This window comes from Peterkaempfera bronchialis (assembly GCF_003258605.2).
GTDB lineage: Bacteria > Actinomycetota > Actinomycetes > Streptomycetales > Streptomycetaceae > Peterkaempfera > Peterkaempfera bronchialis.
The window spans coordinates 4,865,005-4,888,652 of the sequence record NZ_CP031264.1; the positions used below are offsets into that span (position 1 = coordinate 4,865,005).

Annotated in this window: 18 protein-coding genes and 1 rRNA gene; 13 read left to right on the forward strand and 6 right to left on the reverse strand. The window is 70.4% G+C overall.

Features of this window, described 5'->3' with window-relative positions; translation table 11 throughout:
* Positions 1-69 precede the first annotated feature (69 nt).
* Entirely contained in the window at positions 70-1,200 is a 1,131-nt protein-coding gene (gene rlmN, locus C7M71_RS21720; RefSeq protein WP_111492973.1) for a 23S rRNA (adenine(2503)-C(2))-methyltransferase RlmN, read from the forward strand.
* Between the two features lie 69 nt (positions 1,201-1,269).
* Here the strand turns inward: rlmN and C7M71_RS21725 are convergent, their stop codons facing one another.
* The 4 genes from C7M71_RS21725 to C7M71_RS21740 all read right to left on the reverse strand — a co-directional run bounded on the left by C7M71_RS21725 (position 1,270) and on the right by C7M71_RS21740 (position 5,352).
* Positions 1,270-2,421 carry a hypothetical protein gene (locus C7M71_RS21725; protein WP_114914482.1) on the reverse strand — a complete coding sequence of 384 codons (1,152 nt, stop codon included), beginning with the start codon at positions 2,419-2,421 and terminating at the stop codon, positions 1,270-1,272.
* A gap of 131 nt (positions 2,422-2,552) precedes the next feature.
* Complete coding sequence (locus C7M71_RS21730; protein ID WP_111494334.1) at positions 2,553-3,257, reverse strand: ABC transporter ATP-binding protein; 705 nt, start codon at positions 3,255-3,257, stop codon at positions 2,553-2,555.
* 218 nt (positions 3,258-3,475) lie between these two features.
* Positions 3,476-4,852 (reverse strand): aspartate aminotransferase family protein, encoded by a 1,377-nt coding sequence (locus C7M71_RS21735; protein ID WP_111494328.1) that lies wholly within the window; start codon positions 4,850-4,852, stop codon positions 3,476-3,478.
* The gene (locus C7M71_RS21740; RefSeq protein ID WP_175607719.1) at positions 4,849-5,352 is read right to left on the reverse strand and encodes an Lrp/AsnC family transcriptional regulator; all 504 of its coding nucleotides are present in this window, start codon (positions 5,350-5,352) and stop codon (positions 4,849-4,851) included. The genes C7M71_RS21735 and C7M71_RS21740 overlap by 4 nt, the downstream gene beginning before the upstream one ends.
* A gap of 213 nt (positions 5,353-5,565) precedes the next feature.
* Between C7M71_RS21740 and C7M71_RS21745 the strand changes: the two genes are divergently transcribed.
* Positions 5,566-6,996 carry a gamma-aminobutyraldehyde dehydrogenase gene (locus C7M71_RS21745; RefSeq protein WP_111494330.1) on the forward strand — a complete coding sequence of 477 codons (1,431 nt, stop codon included), beginning with the start codon at positions 5,566-5,568 and terminating at the stop codon, positions 6,994-6,996.
* 78 nt (positions 6,997-7,074) lie between these two features.
* On the opposite strand, the gene C7M71_RS21750 is transcribed toward C7M71_RS21745, so the two are convergent.
* The gene (locus tag C7M71_RS21750; RefSeq protein ID WP_111494332.1) at positions 7,075-7,515 is read right to left on the reverse strand and encodes an Lrp/AsnC family transcriptional regulator; all 441 of its coding nucleotides are present in this window, start codon (positions 7,513-7,515) and stop codon (positions 7,075-7,077) included.
* Positions 7,516-7,824: 309 nt separating this feature from the next.
* On the opposite strand from C7M71_RS21750, the gene C7M71_RS21755 reads away from it, so the two are divergent.
* Entirely contained in the window at positions 7,825-9,036 is a 1,212-nt protein-coding gene (locus C7M71_RS21755; protein ID WP_114914483.1) for a polyamine ABC transporter substrate-binding protein, read from the forward strand.
* Positions 9,037-9,065: 29 nt separating this feature from the next.
* Here C7M71_RS21755 and C7M71_RS32715 read toward each other — a convergent pair whose 3' ends face one another.
* Positions 9,066-10,781 (reverse strand): PucR family transcriptional regulator, encoded by a 1,716-nt coding sequence (locus C7M71_RS32715; RefSeq protein WP_111492276.1) that lies wholly within the window; start codon positions 10,779-10,781, stop codon positions 9,066-9,068.
* Between the two features lie 410 nt (positions 10,782-11,191).
* Between C7M71_RS32715 and C7M71_RS21765 the strand changes: the two genes are divergently transcribed.
* From C7M71_RS21765 to C7M71_RS21810, 10 genes are all read left to right on the forward strand, one after another.
* The gene (locus C7M71_RS21765; RefSeq protein WP_111492275.1) at positions 11,192-12,739 is read left to right on the forward strand and encodes a gamma-aminobutyraldehyde dehydrogenase; all 1,548 of its coding nucleotides are present in this window, start codon (positions 11,192-11,194) and stop codon (positions 12,737-12,739) included.
* A 68-nt stretch (positions 12,740-12,807) separates the two neighbouring features.
* Positions 12,808-14,046, forward strand: a complete 1,239-nt coding sequence (locus tag C7M71_RS21770) for a polyamine ABC transporter substrate-binding protein (protein ID WP_111492274.1) — start codon at positions 12,808-12,810, stop codon at positions 14,044-14,046.
* Between the two features lie 43 nt (positions 14,047-14,089).
* Complete coding sequence (locus C7M71_RS21775) at positions 14,090-15,235, forward strand: ABC transporter ATP-binding protein (protein WP_111492273.1); 1,146 nt, start codon at positions 14,090-14,092, stop codon at positions 15,233-15,235.
* A complete protein-coding gene (locus C7M71_RS21780) occupies positions 15,235-16,188 on the forward strand; it encodes an ABC transporter permease (protein WP_111492272.1) in 954 nt (317 codons plus the stop codon). The genes C7M71_RS21775 and C7M71_RS21780 overlap by 1 nt, the downstream gene beginning before the upstream one ends.
* A gap of 98 nt (positions 16,189-16,286) precedes the next feature.
* The gene (locus C7M71_RS21785; RefSeq protein WP_229759191.1) at positions 16,287-17,045 is read left to right on the forward strand and encodes an ABC transporter permease; all 759 of its coding nucleotides are present in this window, start codon (positions 16,287-16,289) and stop codon (positions 17,043-17,045) included.
* Positions 17,046-17,152: 107 nt separating this feature from the next.
* Positions 17,153-18,547 carry an NAD(P)/FAD-dependent oxidoreductase gene (locus C7M71_RS21790; RefSeq protein ID WP_111492270.1) on the forward strand — a complete coding sequence of 465 codons (1,395 nt, stop codon included), beginning with the start codon at positions 17,153-17,155 and terminating at the stop codon, positions 18,545-18,547.
* Between the two features lie 132 nt (positions 18,548-18,679).
* The gene (locus C7M71_RS21795; protein WP_111492269.1) at positions 18,680-19,195 is read left to right on the forward strand and encodes a hypothetical protein; all 516 of its coding nucleotides are present in this window, start codon (positions 18,680-18,682) and stop codon (positions 19,193-19,195) included.
* 4 nt (positions 19,196-19,199) lie between these two features.
* Positions 19,200-20,009, forward strand: a complete 810-nt coding sequence (locus C7M71_RS21800) for a hypothetical protein (RefSeq protein ID WP_111492268.1) — start codon at positions 19,200-19,202, stop codon at positions 20,007-20,009.
* A 131-nt stretch (positions 20,010-20,140) separates the two neighbouring features.
* Complete coding sequence (locus tag C7M71_RS21805) at positions 20,141-21,664, forward strand: CoA-acylating methylmalonate-semialdehyde dehydrogenase (protein WP_111492267.1); 1,524 nt, start codon at positions 20,141-20,143, stop codon at positions 21,662-21,664.
* 432 nt (positions 21,665-22,096) lie between these two features.
* Positions 22,097-23,613: ribosomal RNA gene (locus tag C7M71_RS21810) — 16S ribosomal RNA — on the forward strand.
* The last annotated feature ends 35 nt before the right edge of the window (positions 23,614-23,648 follow it).

Here is a 23,648-nt window from a genome sequence, read left to right on the forward strand (position 1 = left end):
GGCCCGGGGCCGCCGCCGTCTCCGGGCCCGGCCCGGGCATGCGCGCGCATCTGAGACACTGGGGGAACCATGCCTGCACCCGGAGAACTCACCTTTGCCGCGCCGCGCGGTGCCAAGCCGCCGCGCCACCTCGCCGACCTCAGCGCCGCCGACCGCCGGGAGGCGGTGGCCGAGCTGGGGGAGAAGCCGTTCCGCGCCAACCAGCTGTCCCGCCACTACTTCGGGCGGCTCTCCGCCGACCCCGCCGAGTGGACCGACATCCCCGCGGCCTCCCGCGACCGGCTGGCCGAGGCGCTGCTGCCGGACCTGATGTCCGTGGTGCGGCATGTCTCCTGCGACGGCGACACCACTCGCAAGACGCTCTGGAAGCTCTTCGACGGCACCCTGGTGGAGTCGGTGCTGATGCGCTACCCGGACCGGGTGACCATGTGCATCAGCTCCCAGGCCGGCTGCGGTATGAACTGCCCCTTCTGCGCCACCGGCCAGGCCGGGCTGACCCGCAACCTCTCCACCGCCGAGATCGTGGAGCAGATCGCCGCAGGCATGCGCGACCTCCGGGCCGGAGCCCTCGGCGGGCCTGCGGAAGCGCCGGAGAGCACCCCCGGCGGGCCGACGCGGCTCAACAACGTGGTCTTCATGGGCATGGGCGAGCCGCTGGCCAACTACAACCGGGTGCTGGCCGCCATCCGCCGGCTCACCGACCCCGCGCCCGACGGCTTTGGCCTCTCCCAGCGCGGTATCACCGTCTCCACCGTCGGCCTGGTCCCGGCGATGCACCGGCTGGCCGACGAGGGCCTGAGCGTACGGCTGGCGCTGTCGCTGCACGCCCCCGACGACGAGCTGCGCGACACCCTGGTCCCGGTGAACACCCGCTGGAAGGTGTCCGAGGTGCTGGACGCCGCCTGGACCTACGCGGAGAAGTCCAACCGCCGGGTCTCCATCGAGTACGCGCTGATCAAGGACATCAACGACCAGGCGTGGCGTGCCGACCTGCTCGGCCGCAAGCTGAAGAACCACCGGGTGCACGTCAACCTGATCCCGCTGAACCCCACGCCCGGCTCCAAGTGGACCGCCTCCCGTCCCGAGGACGAGCGCGAGTTCGTCCGCCGGCTGGAGGCCCACGGCGTTCCGGTCACCGTCCGCGACACCCGTGGCCAGGAGATCGACGGCGCCTGCGGCCAGCTCGCCGCCGCCGGCTGACCCACGGCGGTACGCCGCCTGTCAGCGGCCCAGCGGCCCAGCGGCCCAGCGGCCCAGCGGCCCAGCGGCTCAGCGGCTCAGTGCCAGCGCCGTCAGCCCGGCCGCTGCGGTCGCGGTGACCAGCACCACGGCGCTCGCGGCGGCGGCCCGCAGCAGGGCCGCGCTGCGCAGCAGGCCGGCGGGGGCGCCCAGGCGGCGTACGGCGGCGAGCAGCGGGCGGCGGACGGTGCGGGTCTCGATCAGCGTCACGCCGACTGCGGCCACCGCGCAGAGGCCGATCAGCACGGCCTCGACCACCGGCAGCGGCCCACCCGGTCCGCTGCCGGTCGCCCAGCGCACCCCGGCGGCGGCCACGGCGGCGAGGGTGAGCGACAGCAGCCCCAGGGGCGTCCCGAGCCGCAGGGCCTCGGCCTCCAGACCCCGGCCGGCCAGCAGCCGGGCGGCCCGGGGGTGCCGTGCGACCAGCAGCCGGCCCGCCAGCGAGAGCTTCAGCGGCACGGTGAGCGCCAGTCCCAGCAGCGCCAGCGCCCAACCGCAGGCCGCGACGGCGGTGGTGGTGCCCAGCCCGGCCGCCACCCGCAGCGGGCGGGCACCGCTGTGCAGGCCGTAGAGCTCGATGGCGACCCCGACCACCACGGCGGCCAGTGCCACGACGGTGCGGAGCGGCCCGAGCGGGCGTACGGCCGGTTCGGTGGGCCGCCCGGGCAGGGTGTCGCGGGCCGGTACGGCCCCGGCGGCGGCCGCCGCGCCCATCAGCGGTACCAGCAGCAGCAGGGTGAGCGGTGCGGCGGTGGGGAGCCCGGTGCCCATGCCCACCTCGGGGGCGAGGGTGGCCCCGGCGATGTCATTGCGCAGTACCAGGAAGCCGAGCAGCGCCAGCAGGCTGCCCGCCGTGCAGGCCAGGGCGGTCTCACCGGCCACCAGCAGCCGGATGCGGACGGGTCCGGCACCGGCGGCGGTCAGACCGGCGATGCGCTCGGGCCGCTGCCCCGGCAGGGCGCGGGCGCAGGCGGCGGAGAGCCAGCCGATCACCGCGAGCGGTGGCAGGCACCAGCCGAGCCGGGCGGCCGAGACCGCGGCGGCGGTACCGGGCGGGTCGACCAGGGCGCGGCCGAGGGCCCGGAGCAGCAGCGCTGCGGCGGCTGCGGAGACGGCTGCGGTGAGGATCCAGCGACCGAGGTCGAGGACCCGGTAGCCCCGGGCCAGGCGGAGGTAGAACACCGGTGGACGGCTTCCTTCCAGGTCCGACCGCCCGGGTGGGCGGTCGGGCGGTCGGGTGGGCGACGGTGCGTCAGGCGCGGTGCGTGCCGGTGCGTGACGGTGCGTCGGGTGTGCGACGGTGCGGCGGTACGTCAGGCGGGGGTGGCGGCGGCCGTCACGGCGGCGGCCACGGGTGTGGCGACCGGAGCCGGGAGGTGCCCGTCCAGCAGCGCCACGACGCGGTCGGCGTGCTTGGCCTGCTCGGGTTCGTGCAGCGCCAGTACCAGGGTGAGGTCATGCGAGCGGGCGGCCGTGGTGAGTATCCGCAGCACCTGCTCCTGGGCCTCGCGGTGGAGCGGCGCGGTGGGGTCGTCGGCGAGGACCACCCGGGGCTGCGGCGCCAGGGCGCGGGCGACGGCGATCCGCTGCCGCTGGGACTGGATCAGCTCGGCGGGGCGGCTGCGGGCGCAGTCGGCGACGTCCAGGCGCTCCAGCCACTCGTAGGCCGCCGTGGTGGCGGCCCGGTGGCCGGCGCCGGCCAGCAGCAGCGGCAGGGCGACATTCTCCCTGGCGGTGAGTTCGGGCAGCAGCTGGGGCTCGGAGCCGACCCAGCCGAAGTTCTCCAGGCGCAGCCGCTCGCGGGCCGCCCGGGGGAGGGAGTGGACGGGGATGTCGTCGAACCAGACCTCGCCGTCGTCCACCGGCAGCAGACCGCCGAGGCACCCCAGCAGGGTGGTCTTCCCGGATCCTCGGGGGCCGGTGACCGCCAGGACCTCGCCCTGGCGCACCCCGAGCGAGACGCCGCGCAGTGCGGGGGTGCCGTCGTGGGACTTCACCACGCCGCACGCCCGGAGCATGTCGTTGTCCGGCGGGGCCGCTGTCAAGAGAACCTCCGGCTCTAGGTGTCGGATGTCAGATTAGAACGACAAGGACACGAAGAGGTCGCGGCACACGGTGCGAAGTACATCCAATCAGACATATAGGACCGCATGGATGCGCCAAAGGGCGGTTCCCATTGCCGGGAACCGCCCCTGGGCGGAGGGTGGGACAGAAGGTCCTCGTCCGATCCTGCGGATCAGATCTTGGTCCACGCCTCGGTGAGGGTGGCCCGCAGGATCTGCTCGATCTCGTCGAAGGTCGACTGGTCGGCGATCAGCGGCGGGGCCAGCTGGATCACCGGGTCGCCACGGTCGTCGGCGCGGCAGTACAGGCCGTTCTCGTAGAGCTTCTTGGAGACGTGGCCGTACAGGACGCGCTCGACCTCGTCGTCGTTGAAGGACTCCTTGGTGGCCTTGTCCTTCACCAGCTCGATGCCGTAGAAGAACCCGTTGCCGCGCACGTCGCCGACGATCGGCAGGTCGTGCAGCCGCTGGAGGGTCGACAGGAACTTGTGCTCGTTGTCGAGCACATGCTGGTTGAGGCCCTCGCGCTCGAAGATGTCGAGGTTGGCCAGCGCCACCGCCGCGGAGACCGGGTGGCCGCCGAAGGTGTAGCCGTGCAGGAAGGTGTTGTCGCCCTTGTAGAACGGCTCGGCGAGGCGGTCCGAGATGATCGTGGCGCCGATCGGGGAGTAGCCCGAGGTCATGCCCTTGGCGCAGGTGATCATGTCGGGCTGGTAGCCGAACTTGTCGGCGCCGAACATGGTGCCCAGCCGGCCGAAGGCGCAGATGACCTCGTCCGAGACGAGCAGCACATCGTGGCGGTCGCAGATTTCGCGGACCCGCTGGAAGTACCCGGGCGGCGGCGGGAAGCAGCCGCCGGCGTTCTGCACCGGCTCCAGGAAGACGGCGGCGACGGTCTCCGGGCCCTCGAAGAGGATCTGCTGCTCGATCTGGTCGGCGGCCCAGCGGCCGAAGGCCTCCGGGTCGTCGCCGTGGATCGGGGCGCGGTAGATGTTGGTGTTGGGGGCCTTGTGGGTGCCCGGCACCAGCGGCTCGAACGGGGCCTTCAGGCCCGGCAGGCCAGTGATGGAGAGGGCGCCCTGCGGGGTGCCGTGGTAGGCGACGGCGCGCGAGATGACCTTGTACTTGGTCGGCTTGCCGGTCAGCTTGAAGTACTGCTTGGCGAGCTTCCAGGCGGTCTCGACCGCCTCGCCGCCGCCGGTGGAGAAGAAGACCTTGTTCAGGTCGCCCGGCGCGTAGTTCGCCAGCCGCTCGGCCAGCTCGATCGCCTTCGGGTGGGCGTAGCTCCACACGGGGAAGAAGGCGAGCTCGGCGGCCTGCTTGGCGGCGACCTCGGCCAGCTCCCGCCGTCCGTGGCCGGCCTGCACCACGAACAGGCCGGCGAGGCCGTCGAGGTACTTGCGGCCCTCGGCGTCGTAGACGTAGGTGCCCTCGCCCCGGACGATGGTCGGGACGGGAGCGTTCTCGTACGACGACATCCGGGTGAAGTGCATCCACAGATGGTCGTAGGCAGACTTCGACAGGTCCTTTTGGGCCGGGTTCGCGGTCATCTGGTGCCCCAGGTGTAGGTCTGTTTCCGGAGCTTCAGGTAGACGAAGCTCTCGGTGCTCCGCACCCCGGGAAGGGCGCGGATGCGCTTGTTGATCAGTTCGAGGAGATGCTCGTCGTCCTCGCAGACCAGCTCGGCGAGCAGGTCGAACGAGCCTGCGGTGGCGACGACGTAGTCCACCTCGTCCAGTGCGGCCAGTGCGTCGGCGACGGGGTCGATGTCCCCTTCGATGGTGATCCCGACCATCGCCTGCCGGGTGAAGCCGACCGTGAGGGGGTCGGTGACGGCGACGATCTGCATCACGCCCTGGTCGAGCAGCTTCTGGACGCGCTGCCGCACCGCTGCCTCGGACAGGCCGACGGCCTTGCCTATGGCGGCGTAGGGGCGGCGCCCGTCCTCCTGCAACTGCTCGATGATCGCCTTCGATACGGAGTCGAGGGGAACGCTGCCGTTCCGGTCGCGGTTGGCCACGGCCACCACTCTGCACGATTGATCGCCCATTAGCAAGGGAATCCGTTGCAGATGTTCCGGATCATCACTGATTCCATCGTTGTGGCTGCGGAGGTATGTCGATACCGTCGCCTCCAGCGCTAGGCTGGGCCATATGTACGGGCAGCAGGACTGCCTGTCCGCAATCCGTACATACTTCAGTGCACCGTGCATCGCCCGGTGCGGCCACCCGGCGACCCGAATGCAGGATTCGAGGAGAGGTCCGTGAGCGATCTTCGCGCGCTGCGCAACTACATCAACGGTGAGTTCGTCGACGCGGTGGACGGCCGCACCCTCCAGGTGATCGACCCCACCACCGGCGAGGCGTACGCCACCTCCCCGCTCTCCGGCGAGGCCGACGTCGACGCCGCCATGGCCGCCGCCGCCGAGGCGTTCACGACCTGGCGCGACACCACTCCCGCCGCCCGCCAGCTGGCGCTGCTCAAGATCGCCGACGCGATCGAGGCCCGGGCCGAGGAGCTGATCGAGGCCGAGTGTCGCAACACCGGCAAGCCCCGGGAGCTCACCCGCTCCGAGGAGATCCCGCCGATGGTGGACCAGATCCGGTTCTTCGCCGGTGCGGCCCGCCTGCTGGAGGGCAAGTCGGCCGGTGAGTACATGGAGGGCCTGACCTCCTTCGTCCGCCGTGAGCCGGTGGGCGTCTGCGCCCAGGTGGCGCCGTGGAACTACCCGATGATGATGGCGGTCTGGAAGTTCGCGCCCGCCATCGCGGCCGGCAACACCGTGGTGCTCAAGCCGTCCGACACCACCCCGGCCTCCACCGTGCTGCTCGCCGAGATCATGGGCGAGGTCCTGCCCAAGGGCGTCTTCAACGTCATCTGCGGCGACCGCGACACCGGCCGCCTGATGGTGGAGCACAAGACCCCCGCCATGGCCTCCATCACCGGCTCCGTACGGGCCGGCATGCAGGTCGCCGAGAGCGCCTCCAAGGACCTCAAGCGGGTCCACCTGGAGCTCGGCGGCAAGGCCCCGGTCGTGGTCTTCGAGGACGCCGACATCCCGGCCGCCGTCGAGGGCATCTCGGTGGCCGGCTTCTTCAACGCCGGCCAGGACTGCACCGCCGCCACCCGGGTGCTGGTGCACGAGTCGGTGCACGACGAGTTCGTGGCCGCCCTCGCCAAGGCCGCCGCCGAGACCAAGACCGGCGGCATCGACGAGGAGGACGTGCTCTACGGTCCGCTCAACAACGCCAACCAGCTGAAGCAGGTCAGCGGCTTCATCGAGCGGCTGCCCGAGCACGCCAAGGTCGAGGCCGGCGGCAAGCGGGTCGGCGACCGGGGCTACTTCTTCGCCCCCACCGTGGTCTCCGGGCTGCGCCAGGACGACGAGATCATCCAGAATGAGGTCTTCGGCCCGGTCATCACCGTGCAGAAGTTCACCGACGAGGAGCAGGCCGTCGCCTACGCCAACGGCGTGGACTACGCGCTCGCCTCCTCGGTGTGGACCAAGGACCACGCCCGCGCCATGCGGATGTCCAAGGTGCTCGACTTCGGCTGCGTCTGGATCAACACCCACATCCCGCTGGTCGCCGAGATGCCGCACGGCGGCTTCAAGAAGTCCGGCTACGGCAAGGACCTCTCCGCCTACGGCTTCGAGGACTACACCCGCGTCAAGCACGTGATGTCGGCGATCTGACCCACCCGGCGATCCGGCGCCACGCGATGTGAGCGGCCCCGGAAGGCAGTGCCTTCCGGGGCCGCCGCACACCCCGGCTCAGCCCACGTCCCACAGAAAGCGGTGGGTGTGGATGGAGAAGTACGGGAAGGTCTCCACCCCGGTCACGCCCTCGATCGGCCGCACCACGTCATTGACCAGGTCCAGCAGGTCGGCGGGCTGACGGCACACCACCTCGGCGAAGAGGTCGTACGGACCGGCGGTCAGCACCATGTAGACGACCTCCTCGCACCCCGCCAGCTCGTCCGCGACCGCCCGGGGGTCGCCGTCGACCGAGATGCCCAGCAGCGCCATCGACTGCCGGCCCATCGCCATCGGGTCGGTGACCCCGACGACCTGCACCATCTTGGAGTCCAGCAGCCGCTGCAACCGCTGCCGGGCCGCCGAGGCGGAGAGGCCCACCTTGGGGCCGAGGTCCGCGTAGGCGATGCGGCCGTCACTCTGCAACTCCTTGAGGATCGCCCGGTCGATGTCGTCCACGTGCCCCGCCGTCCCTGTCCTGTCGGTGTCTGGCCTGTCGGTGTCTGGGTGTTGCTGTGCCGCGGCGGCTCCGAGCCGCCGCCACTCTCGCTCGGCTGCTGCCGAACTGTACCCACGGCCCCGGCGCCGGGTCAGCCCACGGGCCCACCCGTCCGCAGGCCCCGGCCTACAGAGTGTCAGCCGAGGCGGCCTGCCGACGACGCCCTGGGAGTTGCCCGGTCGGGCCCCGCCCGGACATGCTGCGATCCTCCCTCCGATCCTCCCTCCTCCCCCCGCCGGTCCCCCCGCCCCTCCCAGGAGCCAGAACTCATGCGCCGTACCGCCCGGCCCGCCGCCACCCCCGCCCCGAGCCGCCGCACCGTGCTCCGCACGGCCGGCGCCGGAGCCGCCGGACTGCTGGGCGGTGCCGCCCTGGCCGGCTGCGGCGTGCCGTCCGCCTACGTCGCCGAGGACCGGCGCTCCGCCGCCGACCGCTCGGCCCGCGACCGGCTGCTGCGCTTCTCCAACTGGACGCTCTACATCGACGTCGACGACGAGAACCCGAACAAGCGGCCCACGCTCGACGCCTTCAGCAAGGAGACGGGCATCAAGGTCGCCTACACCGAGGAGATCAACGACAACGACGAGTTCTTCGGCAAGATCAGCCCGGCGCTGATGAACGGCCAGGACCCGGAGCGCGACCTCGTCGTCATCAGCGACTGGATGGCCTCCCGCTATGTCGCCCTCGGCTGGGTCCAGACGCTGGACAAGGCCAACCTGCCGCATGTCGTCAAGAACCTCGACCCGCAGCTGCGCCACCCCGCCTTCGACCCGGAGCGCGCCCACAGCGTGCCCTGGCAGTCCGGTATCACCGGCATCGCCTACAACCGGAAGAAGCTCGGCCGGGAGCTGAAGAGCAGCGCCGACCTGTGGGCAGCCGACCTCAAGGGCCGGGTCACCCTCTTCTCCGGCATGGACGAGGCGCTCGCGCTGCTGCTGCTCGCCCAGGGGAGCGACATCGCCCGCTTCACCGCCGACGACTACCACCGCGTGGTGGCGCACCTCCAGAAGATGGTGGACACCCGGCACATCCGCCGGTTCACCGGCAACGACTACACCAAGGACCTCACCACCGGGGACGTGCTGGCCTGCCAGGCGTACTCGGGGGATGTGATCCAGCTCCAGGCGGACAACCCCGACATCGAGTTCGTGGTCCCGGAGGAGGGCGGCGAGCTGTGGTCGGAGAGCCTGATGATCCCCAACCGCGCCGAGCACAAGCGCAACGCCGAGCGGCTGATCGACTACTACTACCGGCCCGAGGTCGCCGCCGAGCTGGCCGCCTGGGTCAACTACCTCTGCCCGGTGCCCGCCGCGCAGGCCGTGCTCGCCGACAGCGACGACGAGGAGACCGCCGAGCTGGCCGACGACCCGCTGATCTTCCCCACCGCCGAGCTGCGCAGGCGGCTGCATGTGATGCGTGACATCACCGCCGAGGAGCGCCCGGAGTTCCACCGCACCTGGGACAAGATCGTCGGCCTGTAAGGCCCCGCACAGCGCCCCCTGTCCCGCCGCTACCGCCGTACCGCGTCCAGCGCCAGCAGCGCCACATGGAGCGACAGGCAGGACTCCACCTGGTCCAGGTCGACCCCCAGCACCCGCTCGACCTTGTGCAGCCGGTCGTAGAACGACGGCCGGGAGAGGTGCGCGGCATCCGCCGCCGCCGACTTGTTGCGCCCCTGCTCCAGGTAGACCCGCAGCATCCGCACCAGCTGGGTGGAGTGCTCCGCGTCATACGCCAGCAGCGGCCCCAGCTCCCGCTCCACATACGTCTGCAACCGGGCGTCGTCCCGCAGCAGGTGCAGCAGGCCGCGCAGCCGCACATCCGGCAGCCGGTAGTACGAAGCGCCGCGCGCCCCCGGGGCGGCGACATGGACGGCGGAGTCCGCGACCTGGGTGGCCTCCAGCAGGGTGCGCCGGGCGTCCCGCACCGATCCCACCGAGGAGCCGACGGCCACCACCGGCTCCGGGGCCGCCCCCTGCCCTGCCCCCGCGCCCTGCCCGACCAGCCGGCGCAGCGCCGCGGTGAAGCCCTCCAGCGAGGCATGCTCGTCGTCATGCGGCCCCAGCGCCACCAGCAGGCCGACGCTCTCGTCGTCCAGTGCGCCGACCAGCGCGGTCATCCGGCGCTCCTTGACCGCCGCGGCGGCGGTCTCCGCGAAGTCCCGCAGCCGGGCCTGGGCCTCCAGCGCCGCCGTGGCCGCCCCGTACCGCCGCCGCAGCACCACGCCGACCAGCCGCCGCCCCTCAAGTGGCACGCCGAGCGCGGTGGCCCGCAGGGAGACCTCGGAGACCGTCAGGGCATGGGTGAGGATGCCCGACAGCAGGGTGCGGTGGGTCTGCCGCTCCAGGCTCTCCCGGTCGCGCACCAGCAGCCGGTTGAGGGCCAGCGTGGAGGCGCCGCGCTCCAGCAGCATCGCATGCCGGTGCGGGACCGCCGTGCCCGCTTCCGCCCCCGCCCCCTGTGCCGCCTCCGCCCCCTGTGCCATCTGGGCCTCCGGCGCCGGGCCGGGCTCCCCGACCAGGACCAGCCGCCCCCAGTCATGGCCGCGCGCCCCCACCGTGGTGACCAGCCAGCCGGTCCTCGGGTCATGGCCGGTACGCCCGGCCGGCCGCACCCCGCGCGAGCGCTGCTCCCACCCCTCCAGCAGCTCCTCGGCCTCTCCGCCGGCGGTGTCGTACGCGAGCACCTGGTGGGCGAGGTTCTCCAGCACCACCGGCAGGCCCGACATCAGCGCCACCTGGCGGACCACCTCCGCAGGCTCCGCGCCCTCCACGGCCAGCTCGTTGAACGTCTGGTGCACCGCCTCCGACGCCCGCAACTCCTCCAGCTGCGCATTGACCACCAGGGCGTGCACCGCCTCGGTCACCGCGACAAAGCGCAGCTCGCGGCGGAGCGCGATCAGCGGCAGGCCGCGCTGCTCGGCGGCGTACACCAGGGCGCGCGGCAGAGTGTCGAAGTACCGGCGCCCGAACTCCACCACCAGCCCCGCCGCACCGACCTCGGCCAGTTCCCGCACATAGCGGGCCAGGCCGTCGCGGTCCTCGGGCAGCGCGATGCCGGTGGTGAGCACCAGCTCCCCGCCCTGGAGCAGACCGGCGACATCCGGCAGTTCGCTGACATGTACCCAGCGGACCGGACGTTCCAGCCGGTCACGCCCGGCCAGCACCACCGGCAGTCCTCGGCGGACGACGTCCAGGTCCAGCACATGGGCGACGGTGGGGAACAACGGCTTGCCTCCTGGAGCAGGGTGTCAGGGGAATCATGCATCTCCGCGACGACCTGTTGCCTCGCGGCGGCATTCGCAAGGTGTAAGTGCGATGGCGCTTCACCTGTCAGAGTGATAGTTGTCCCTTTCACGCCGTAGACGGCATGGTCACGGGGTCGACAGTGGTGGCAACCGTGATCAGTCGCAGATTCCGTCGATTTACCCAATGGCAACAACGGAATCCCTTGCCGCATCGGCCGGGCTCTGCGAGGATCGCGCAATCCCGGCGTTCGACACTACAGACAAGGCGCGGGCTGCTACACGCCGATCCATCGGCGCAGCGGCGCAAGGGCCCGGCAGGGCCGGTGACACTCGGGCGGCCTCCCCAGCCGCCCACCGGGGCGCGGGACACGCGCATGGAGGACAGACACATGGACCGGACAGCTGTCGGCACTCGCCTCGCGGCGGGGACCCCGAAGTTCCCGGGGGCCCAGTACATCGCCGGAGAGCTGCGCGAGGGCACCGCCGAGGAGGAGTTCGACGTCGTCGACCCGGCCGACGGCTCGCTGGTGCAGCGGGTGCGCCTGGCCTCCGCCGAGGACGTCGACGCCGCCGTCGCCGCCGCCCGGCAGGCCCTCCCCGAGTGGTCGGGCGCCACCCCCGGCGCCCGCTCCGAGGCGCTCTCCCGGCTCTCCGCCCTCCTCGCCGAGCGCGCCGGCGACCTCGCCGCCGTGGAGAGCGCCCAGACCGGCAAGCCGATCAAGCTCTCCACCGAGTTCGACGTGCCCGGCACCGTCGACAACGCCGCCTTCTTCGCCGGCGCCGCCCGCAATCTGGAGGGCAAGGCCGCCGGCGAGTACTCCGGCGACCACACCTCCTACGTCCGCCGCGAGGCCGTGGGCGTGGTCGGCTCCATCGCGCCGTGGAACTACCCGTTGCAGATGGCCGCCTGGAAGATCCTTCCGGCCATCGCAGCCGGCAACACCATCGTGCTCAAGCCCGCCGAGCTCACCCCGCTGACCTCGCTGATGTTCGCCCAGGCATGCACCGACGCGGGCATCCCCGACGGCGTCGTCAACATCGTCACCGGCGCCGGCCGCACCGCCGGCGAGCACCTGGTCTCCCACCCCGGCGTGGCCATGGTCTCCTTCACCGGCTCCACCGGCGTCGGCAAGCGGGTCGCCGAGCTGGCCACCCGCACCGTCAAGCGCACCCACCTGGAACTCGGCGGCAAGGCCCCCTTCGTCGTCTTTGACGACGCCGACCTGGACGCCGCCGTGCACGGCGCCGTCGCCGCCTCCCTGATCAACAGCGGCCAGGACTGCACCGCCGCCACCCGCGCCTATGTGCAGCGGCCGCTGTACGACGCCTTCGTGGCCGGCGTCGCCGAGCTCTACGGGCAGGTCCGCCTCGGCAACCCGTACCACCCGCAGACCGACCTCGGCCCGCTGGTCTCGCACACCCAGCGCGACCGCGTCGCCGGCTTCGTGGACCGGGCCCGCGCCGCCGGAGCCGTGATCGTCACCGGCGGCGAGGCCCCCGAGACCGGCCACGACGGCACCGACCTGCGCCCCGGCGCCTACTACCGGCCCACCCTGATCACCGGCGTCGGCCAGGACGCCGAGGTGGTGCAGAGCGAGATCTTCGGCCCGGTCCTGGTGGTCCTCCCGTTCGACAGCGACGACGAGGGCCTGCGGCTGGCCAATGACACCCCGTACGGGCTCGCCGCCTCGGCCTGGACCCGCGACGTCCACCGCTCGCTGCGCGCCACCCGCGACCTCCAGGCCGGCTGCGTCTGGATCAACGACCACATCCCGATCATCAGCGAGATGCCGCACGGCGGCTACAAGTCCTCCGGCTACGGCAAGGACATGTCGCAGTACTCCCTGGACGAGTACACCCAGGTCAAGCACGTCATGTACGACACCACCGCGGTCGTCCGCAAGGACTGGCACCGCACCATCTTCGGAGACAGATAACCACCCGGGCCGGCCGCCCCGCGACGGCGGCCGGCCCACCCAGACCGCACCCGGGAGGGCTGCACCACATGGAGCTGCACGAAGGACTGTCCGAGCCGGTTCGCAAGGCTTGGGAACGCAGCCTGACCCAGGGGCGGGCCGCCCTCACCCGCCGGTCGCTGCTCCGCGCCGCAGGACTCGGCGCGCTCGCCGCCGGGACCCTCACCGCCTGCGGCATCCCGGCTGCCCAGGGCAACACCGGAGCCTCCTCCGGCACCGAGGACGACTCCGCCAAGGAGAAGGTCGTCAACTTCGCCAACTGGCCGCTGTACATCGACGTCGATGAGAAGGACAAGGGCCGCCGCCCCACCCTCGACGCCTTCACCAAGGCCACCGGCATCCAGGTGAAGTACACCGAGGGCATCAACGACAACGTCGAGTTCTTCGGCAAGATCCGGCCGCAGCTCGCCGCCGGCCAGAACACCGGCTACGACCTGATGATCCTCACCGACTGGATGGCGGCCCGCATCATCCGCCTCGGCTGGGCCGAGAAGCTCGACCCCTCGCGCCTCCCGCACGCCTTCGCCAACCTGGAGCAGCGCTTCCGCAGCCCCGACTGGGACCCCGGCCGCGGCTACAGCTACCCCTGGGCCGGCGTCACCACCATGATCGCGTACAACCGCAAGGCCACCGGCGGCAAGCCTGTCACCAGCGTCACCCAGCTGCTCACCGACCCCTCCCTCAAGGGACGGGTCACCTTCCTCTCCGAGATGCGCGACTCCATCGGCCTCACCCTGCTCGACATGGGCAAGCGGCCCGAGTCCTTCACCACGGACGACTTCGACGCCGCCCTCGCCCGCCTCCAGAAGGGCGCCGACAGCGGCCAGATACGCCGCTTCACCGGCAACGACTACGGCGACGAGCTGGCCAAGGGCGACATCGCCGCCTGTGCGGCCTGGGGCGGCGACCTGGTCCAGATGCGGATCGACAACCCGGACATCGAGTACGTCATCCCCGAGGCCGGCTACATCACCTCGACCGACAACATGATGGTGCCGCGCAAGTCCAGGCACCTGCGCAACGCCGAGGCGCTCATCGACTGGTACTACCAGCCCAAGATCGCGGCCGAACTCGCCGCCGGGATCACCTTTGTGCCGCCCGTGATCGGCACCAAGGAGGAGCTGGAGAAGATCGACAAGGAAGCCGCCGCCAACCCGCTGATCGTGCCCGACCAGAACATGGTCACCAAGGGACACCCCTTCCGGGCACTCTCCGAGGCCGAGGAGACGGCCTACGAGGCCAAGTTCGCCAAGCTCATCGGCGCCTGACCAGCCGTCCGCCCCCCCAGCCCTACAGGGACAGCGAGAGAACATGACAGAGCAGACCACCGGCGGCGCCGGCCAGGACGTCCGCCTCACCGGCATCAGCAAGGTCTTCGGCGACTTCACCGCCGTCCAGCCGCTCGACCTGACCATCCCCGCCGGATCGTTCTTCGCCCTGCTCGGCGCGTCCGGCTGCGGCAAGACCACCACCCTGCGGATGATCGCCGGCCTGGAGGAGCCCACCACCGGCGCCGTCCTCCTCGGCGACCAGGACGTCACCCACCTGCCGCCGTACAAACGGCCGGTCAACACCGTCTTCCAGAACTACGCCCTCTTCCCGCACCTCGACATCTACGAGAACGTCGCCTTCGGCCTGCGCCGCCGCGGCATCAAGTCGGTGCGCAAGCAGGTCGAGGACATGCTCGAACTGGTCGAACTCGGCCCGTACGCCCGCCGCAAGCCGCACCAGCTCTCCGGCGGCCAGCAGCAGCGCGTCGCCGTCGCCCGCGCCCTGATCAACCACCCCCGGGTCCTCCTCCTGGACGAACCCCTCGGCGCCCTCGACCTCAAGCTCCGCCGCCAGATGCAGCTGGAGCTCAAGCGCATCCAGACCGAGGTCGGCATCACCTTCGTCCATGTCACGCACGACCAGGAAGAGGCCATGACCATGGCCGACACCATCGCCGTGATGAACGCCGGCCGGGTCGAGCAGCTCGGCGCCCCCGCCGAGCTCTACGAGAACCCCTGCTCCACCTTCGTCGCCAACTTCCTCGGCCAGTCCAACCTGCTCACCGCCGACGTCACCGGCAAGCAGGACGGCGACCTGCTGCTCACCGTCCACGGCCACCGCCTGGCGATGCCCACCGCGCGCTCCTCCGCCGACGGCACCAAGGTCCTGGTCGGCATCCGCCCCGAGAAGATCACCATCGCGCACGCCGACACCGCCGACACCGTCGCCGACAGCCGCAACCGCCTCACCGGCACCATCGCCGACTCCAGCTTCATCGGCGTCTCCACCCAGTACGTCGTCCGCACCGCCTGGGGCCAGGAGGTCGCCGTCTTCGAGCAGAACATGGAGCGCGACGCCCGCCTCGTCCCCGGCGCCGAGGTCGTCCTGCACTGGAACCCCGCCCACTCCTTCGGCATCGACGCCCAGCAGGACATCGACGCCGGCACCGGGGAGGACGCGGCCTGATGACCACCGCTGCCCCCGCCACCCCGCTGCCCGCAGGCGGCGGACCGGCCCCGGCGGACCAACCGCCCACCGCCGACCACCGCCCCTCCCGGCGCCGCCGCGCCATCCCCTACCTGCTGCTGCTCCCCGGGATCGCCTGGCTGCTGGTCTTCTTTGTCGCGCCCACCGTCTACCAGGCGTCGACCTCCGTGCAGACCGGCTCGCTGGAGAAGGGCTACCAGGTCACCTGGCACTTCGCGACCTACGCCGACGCCGTCGCCGAGTACTGGCCGCACTTCGCCAAGTCCTTCTTCTTCGCGGCCATCGCCACCGTGCTCTGCCTGGCGATCGGCTACCCGCTCGCGTACACCATCGCCTTCAAGGCCGGCCGCTGGCGCAACGTCATCCTGGTCATGGTGATCGCGCCCTTCTTCACCAGCTTCCTGATCCGCACCCTGGCCTGGAAGACCATCCTCTCCGACGGCGGCTATGTGGTCCGGGTCCTGGACACGCTGCACATCCTCGCCGTCACCGACGCGCTGCACTTCACCCAGGGGCACCGGCTGCTCGCCACCCCCTTCGCGGTGGTCTGCGGCCTGACCTACAACTTCCTGCCCTTTATGATCCTGCCGCTCTACAGCTCCCTGGAGCGGATCGACCCACGGCTGCACGAAGCCGCCGGCGACCTCTACGCCCGGCCCTTCACCACCTTCCGCAAGGTCACCTTCCCGATCTCGCTGCCCGGTGTGGTCGCCGGCACCCTGCTCACCTTCATCCCGGCGTCCGGCGACTACATCAACGCCCAACTGCTCGGCTCCACCAACGACAAGATGATCGGCAACGTGATCCAGTCGAAATTCCTCACCGAACTCGACTATCCGACCGCCGCCGCGATGTCGTTCATCCTCATGGCGATCATCCTGGTGATGGTCACCGTCTACATGCGCAAGGCCGGGACGGAGGAACTCGTCTGATGGCCACTCCCACTGCCACCGCCCCGCCGTCCCTCCCCGTAGCCGACGGCCGGAAGCCCAACCCGGTACTGCGCTGGATCCGCCGGCACCTGGTGGTCATGGCCGCGATCCTGGCGCTCGCGTACATGATCGTCCCCAACCTGGTGGTGCTGCTCTTCTCCTTCAACAAGCCCAACGGCCGCTTCAACTACGCCTGGGAGCGCTTCTCCACCAACGCCTGGAAGAACCCCTGCGGGGTCGCCGACCTCTGCGGCTCCCTCGGGCTCAGCCTCCAGATCGCCGTCTACTCCACCATCTGCGCCACCATCCTCGGCACGATGATCGCCTTCGCGCTCGTCCGCTACCGCTTCCGCGGCCGCCCCGCCATCAATGCGCTGATCTTCCTGCCGATGGCCATGCCCGAGATCGTGATGGCCGCCTCGCTCGGCACCCTCTTCCTCAATATGCGGGTGGCGTTCGGCTTCTGGACCATCCTCATCGCCCACATCATGTTCTGCCTGAGCTTTGTGGTGACCGCCGTCAAGGCCCGGGTGATGTCCATGGACCCCCGGCTGGAGCAGGCCGCCCAGGACCTCTACGCCACCCCGGCGCAGACCTTCCTGCGCATCACCCTGCCGCTGGCCGCCCCCGGCATCGCCGCCGGAGCGCTGCTCAGCTTCGCCCTCTCCTTCGACGACTTCGTCATCACCCAGTTCAACTCCGGGTCCACCGTCACCTTCCCGATGTTCGTCTGGGGCTCGGCCCAGCGCGGCACCCCCGTCCAGATCAACGTCATCGGCAGCGCGATGTTCATCCTGGCCGTGCTGCTCACCTTCGTCGGCCAGCTCATCGCCAACCGGCGGAAGGCCCGTAGCTGACCGGAGGCCCCGGACCCACCGGCATCCCCGGGCGCTCTCCACGGGCGGAGCGCCCGGGGCCACCCACGACACCCACCAGCCCGACCGCAGAAGGCAGTTGATAATGCATGGATCCCGCCCGTTCGCTCGCTGACGCCAGGCCGACGCCGTTCTGGCTGGAGGATCCCGGCAGGCCCCAGCCCCTCCCCGCACTCGTCGGAGACATCCACTGCGACCTGCTGGTGGTCGGCGGCGGCTACTCCGGGCTGTGGACGGCGCTGATCGCCAAGGAGCGCGACCCCTCGCTGGACGTCGTCCTGGTGGAGGGCCATGAGATCGGCTGGGCCGCCTCCGGGCGCAACGGCGGCTTCTGCGCCGCCAGCCTCACCCACGGCTTCGGCAACGGCCTGCAACGGTGGCCCGCCGAACTCGCCGAGCTGGAGCGACTGGGCGCCCAGAACCTCCAGCACATGGAGGAGGCCCTCACCCGGCACCGGATCGACTGCGAATGGGAGCGGACCGGCGAGATCGACGTCGCCACCGAGCCCTACCAGCTCGACGACCTGCACGAGGTGGCCGAACAGGTCGCCGCGTACGGGATCGACCTCACCGTCCTCGACACCGAGGCGGTACGCGCCGAGGTCGACTCGCCGACCTTCCTCGGCGGCCTCTGGGACAAGGACGGCGTGGCCATGCTCCACCCCGCCAAGCTCGCCTGGGGCCTCAAGCGCGCCTGCCTCGACCAGGGGGTGCGCATCTTCGAGCACACCCGGGCCGAAGCCCTCGCCGAGAACGGCACCGGCACGGCCGTCCGCACCCCCTACGGCCGGGTCTTCGCCCGCCGCGTGGCGCTGGGCACCAATGTCTTCCCCTCCCTGGTCCGGCGGGTCCGCCCGTACATCGTCCCGGTCTACGACTACGCCATGATGACCGAGCCGCTCAACGCCGAGCAGCTCGCCGCCGTCGGCTGGCGCAACCGGCAGGGCGTGGGAGACTCCGCCAACCAGTTCCACTACTTCCGGATGACCGCCGACAACCGCATCCTCTGGGGCGGCTACGACGCGGTCTACCACTACCGAGGCCGGGTACGGAGCGAGCACGACCAGCGCCCCGAGACCTTCCGCAAGCTGGCCGGGCACTTCTTCCGGACCTTCCCGCAGCTCGAAGGGGTGCGCTTCACCCACACCTGGGGCGGAGCCATCGACACCTGCACCCGCTTCTCCGCCTTCTTCGGCACCGCATACGGCAACCGGGTCGCCTACGCCGCCGGATACACCGGCCTCGGCGTCGGCGCCACCCGCTTCGGCGCCGAGGTCATGCTCGACCTGCTCGCCGGGGAGCGCACCGAGCGCACCGCCCTGGCGATGGTGCGCGACAAGCCGCTGCCCTTCCCGCCGGAGCCCTTCCGGTGGGCCGGCATCGAACTCACCAAGTGGTCGCTGGACCGCGCCGACCACCGCGCCGGCCGCCGCAACCTCTGGCTGAAGACGATGGACCGGCTCGGCCTCGGCTTCGACAGCTGAGCCCACGCCCGGCCCCCGCCTCCCGGCGGCCCGCGCAACCGCTGTAAGGATGCGGCCCCCATGGCCTCTCACCTGTGGAATCCCGGCAACCACCGGGATTCCACAGGTGAACCAGCGGAAGCGGAGGACGCCATGGGACAGAGCACGGGGGCCACTGGCGCGGCGGGGTGGCTGGCAGCCGCCGCACCCGACCCCGAGGCATGCCGTCGGGAGTGGGACCGCAACCCCCCGGGAGTCGCGCTGCTCCCGGCCGGACGGCTCTGGGACGTCCTGACCGTCCCCGCCGCCCTCGGCCGACCCGCCCTGGAGGTGCTGCGCCGCCGACCCACCTCGCCCGGCCCGGTCCTCGCCCGCTCCGCCGACTCGGCCGACTCCACCGACATGGCCGACATGGCCGACTCCAGCCTTGGCTTCCTGGTCCCGCCCGGCACCACCGCCCGCTGGATCGGCACCGGGATGCACGGCGCCGGCGACGGCACCCTGGTCGCCGTCCCGCACCCGCGCCGCAGCGCACACGGGCTGCGCTGGCTGGTCGCCCCGGACGGCTCCGGACGGCTCACCGACCCGGTGGCGCTGGAACTGGCCCTGCACGAGGCCGCCGCCACGCTCGCCGAAACGCCCGACCCCGGCCGCGATACGCGACACTGACCCCATGGCTGCACGGAACGCGTCCGCCCACCGCCCCACCGGGCGGTCCGACGAGCCCGCCGCGATCCTCGGGCCCGGCCACGCCGAGCTGCTGGAGATCCTGCTCCCCGTCTGCGTACGCCACCACCTGGCCCTCGCCGGCGGACCGGCGGCCCGTGCCCACGGCCTGGGCACCCCCGCCCCCCGTACCGAGGAGCTGGAACTCGCCACCGGCGAGTCCACCCCCGTCGCAGCCATCGCCGACGCGGTCGCCCATGCCTGCCGGGACGCCGGCTGCGTCGTCGCAGCGCAGCCGCCGGGCACCGCGCTGCTGGCGAACCTGCTGGTCACGCCCCCGTACGAACCGTCGAGTCGGCCGATCGGGGTCACCGTCGTCAAGAAGCCTCTGGCGCACCCCCCGGTCTGGATGGACGCGGCGGGCCTGGACAGCCCCGTCCCCTTTGTCTCCGCAGAGGACGCCGCCTGTATGACCCTGGTCGCCCTCACCGACCGCACCGTCCCCGGCGACCTGCTCACGGTGCACTCCATGGCCGACCGGTTCACCCCGGGGGAGCTGCTGGCCATGGCCTCCTCCTTCGACGAGGACTTCCGCCCCGGCGCGCTGGCCGAGCGCCTCGACAAGCTCGCCGGACTCGACGACGAGGCATACCAGCGGTACGGGACGGCCGTGGAGGACGTGGGCGAGGTCAAGCGGTGGGCGCTCGCCTGGGCGCACGACATCACGCTGGACCTCCTGGAGGGGCGCGAGGACCCCGACGCCTACTACGACAGCCCCGACCCCGACGCTCCCCCCGGCCCGGCCGACGACCTGTAAGGCACTCGGCGGATCCGGCGTCACTGTGCTCGTTGAGCGGGGCGCCGGTCCGCCGGAGACTGGACACCGCGAGGCATTCCCCGCGATCCGCCCGTACCGCAGGCCGCGCGCGACTTCGGAGGCAGACGACCTTGAGCAAGCACATCACCCACTGGATCGGGGGCGCCCCGGTCGCCACCGCCGGCGCCGCACCGCGCCGCGGCGACATCTTCGACCCGGCGACCGGCAAGGTCAGCGGGCAGGTGGACTTCGCCGAGATCGCCGAGGTGGACCAGGCGGTCAGCGCGGCCGTGGAGGCGTGCGCCAGTTGGCGGCACACCTCGATCGCCAAGCGCACCCAGGTGCTCTTCGCCTTCCGCGAGCTGCTCAACGCCCGCAAGGACGAGCTTGCCGCGATCATCGTCTCCGAGCACGGCAAGGTGCACTCGGACGCGCTCGGCGAGATCGCCCGTGGCCAGGAGGTCGTGGAGTACGCGTGCGGCGTACCGCAGCTGACCAAGGGCGGCTTCACCGAGCAGGCATCGACCGGCGTCGACGTCTACTCGATCCGCCAGCCGCTCGGTGTCGTCTCGATCATCTCGCCGTTCAACTTCCCGGCCATGGTGCCGATGTGGTTCTTCCCGCTCGCCATCGCCGCAGGCAACGCGGTCGTGGTGAAGCCCTCCGAGAAGGACCCGTCCGCCGCGATCTTCCTGGCCGAGCTGTGGAAGGAGGCCGGCCTCCCCGACGGCGTCTTCAATGTGGTCCACGGTGACAAGGTCGCCGTCGACCGCCTGCTGGAGCACCCCGACGTCAAGTCGGTCAGCTTTGTCGGCTCCACCCCCATCGCGCGCTACGTCTACGAGACCGGCACCCGCTACGGCAAGCGCGTGCAGGCCCTCGGCGGCGCCAAGAACCACATGCTGGTCCTCCCCGACGCCGACCTGGACCTCGCCGCCGACGCCGCCGTCAACGCCGGCTTCGGCGCCGCCGGCGAGCGCTGCATGGCGGTCTCCGTCCTGGTGGCGGTGGACCCCATCGGCGACGAGCTGGTCGAGAAGATCAAGCAGCGGATGGCCACCCTCAAGGTCGGCCCCGGCTGCAACGGCGACTCCGACATGGGCCCCCTGGTCACCGGCCAGCACCGCGACAAGGTCACCTCCTATGTCGACTCCGGCCTCGCGGACGGCGCCGAGCTGGCCGTCGACGGCCGCCGCCACCCCATCGCCGAGAGCGACGCCAACGGCGAGCCCACGGCGGACGGCTTCTGGCTCGGCCCCACCCTCTTCGACCACGTCAAGCCCGGCATGTCCGTCTACAACGACGAGATCTTCGGCCCGGTGCTCTCGGTGGTGCGGGTCACCTCCTATGAGGAGGGCCTGGAACTCATCAACGCCAACCCCTACGGCAATGGCACCGCCATCTTCACCAACGACGGCGGCGCCGCCCGCAAGTTCCAGAACGAGGTGGAGGTGGGCATGGTCGGCATCAACGTCCCGATCCCGGTGCCCGTCGCCTACTACTCCTTCGGTGGCTGGAAGGCGTCCCTCTTCGGCGACACCCACGCCTATGGCGCCGACGGCATCCACTTCTTCACCCGGGGCAAGGCCATCACCCAGCGCTGGCTCGACCCCTCCCACGGCGGCCTGAACCTGGGCTTCCCGACCAACAGCTGACCCACAGTCCGATCGGCGGGGCGCCACCCAGCGGGTGGCGCCCCGCCGATTTGCGCTCTGCCGCGGGCGGGCCATAGAGTGCTCAGGTCGCTCAGCGGGGACAGAGTCCCGGAGCGGCACTCCCGGAAACACCAGCGCAGGATGAGCATGCTCATTTTGCGTGGTGTTCTGGAATTGCAGTGCCCCGCCAGCGGGGGTCGGAAAAGCGGTCAGCGGATCTGATAAGCTGGAGACACAAGAAGGGAAGCGCCCGGAGAAACCCGAAGGGGTTTCGATGGAAGCGTCCGTTCCTTGAGAACTCAACAGCGTGCCAAAAGTCAACGCCAGATATTTGAACCCTTTGGGTTCCTTTGAATGAAGTGCAGCGAGGACGCTGTGCGCGGGTCCGGCTTATTCCGCCGGATGCCGTGCCGCTCTTCCGCGAATGAGACATTCACGGAGAGTTTGATCCTGGCTCAGGACGAACGCTGGCGGCGTGCTTAACACATGCAAGTCGAACGGTGAAGCCCTTCGGGGTGGATCAGTGGCGAACGGGTGAGTAACACGTGGGCAATCTGCCCTGCACTCTGGGACAACACCGGGAAACCGGTGCTAATACCGGATACGACGTACCTCCGCATGGGGTGTGCGTGGAAAGCTCCGGCGGTGCAGGATGAGCCCGCGGCCTATCAGCTTGTTGGTGGGGTGATGGCCTACCAAGGCGACGACGGGTAGCCGGCCTGAGAGGGCGACCGGCCACACTGGGACTGAGACACGGCCCAGACTCCTACGGGAGGCAGCAGTGGGGAATATTGCACAATGGGCGAAAGCCTGATGCAGCGACGCCGCGTGAGGGATGACGGCCTTCGGGTTGTAAACCTCTTTCAGCAGGGAAGAAGCGCAAGTGACGGTACCTGCAGAAGAAGCACCGGCTAACTACGTGCCAGCAGCCGCGGTAATACGTAGGGTGCGAGCGTTGTCCGGAATTATTGGGCGTAAAGAGCTCGTAGGCGGCCTGTCGCGTCGGATGTGAAAGCCCGGGGCTTAACCCCGGGTCTGCATTCGATACGGGCAGGCTAGAGTTCGGTAGGGGAGATCGGAATTCCTGGTGTAGCGGTGAAATGCGCAGATATCAGGAGGAACACCGGTGGCGAAGGCGGATCTCTGGGCCGATACTGACGCTGAGGAGCGAAAGCGTGGGGAGCGAACAGGATTAGATACCCTGGTAGTCCACGCCGTAAACGTTGGGAACTAGGTGTGGGCGACATTCCACGTCGTCCGTGCCGCAGCTAACGCATTAAGTTCCCCGCCTGGGGAGTACGGCCGCAAGGCTAAAACTCAAAGGAATTGACGGGGGCCCGCACAAGCGGCGGAGCATGTGGCTTAATTCGACGCAACGCGAAGAACCTTACCAAGGCTTGACATACACCGGAAACTGGCAGAGATGTCAGCCCCCTTGTGGTCGGTGTACAGGTGGTGCATGGTTGTCGTCAGCTCGTGTCGTGAGATGTTGGGTTAAGTCCCGCAACGAGCGCAACCCTTGTTCTGTGTTGCCAGCGAGTAATGTCGGGGACTCACAGGAGACTGCCGGGGTCAACTCGGAGGAAGGTGGGGACGACGTCAAATCATCATGCCCCTTATGTCTTGGGCTGCACACGTGCTACAATGGTCGGTACAATGGGCTGCGATACCGCGAGGTGGAGCGAATCCCAAAAAGCCGGCCTCAGTTCGGATTGGGGTCTGCAACTCGACCCCATGAAGTCGGAGTCGCTAGTAATCGCAGATCAGCATGCTGCGGTGAATACGTTCCCGGGCCTTGTACACACCGCCCGTCACGTCACGAAAGTCGGTAACACCCGAAGCCGGTGGCCCAACCCTCTGGGAGGGAGCCGTCGAAGGTGGGACCAGCGATTGGGACGAAGTCGTAACAAGGTAGCCGTACCGGAAGGTGCGGCTGGATCACCTCCTTTCTAAGGAGCATTGGCCGGCTTCGAGCGAGTGTCTC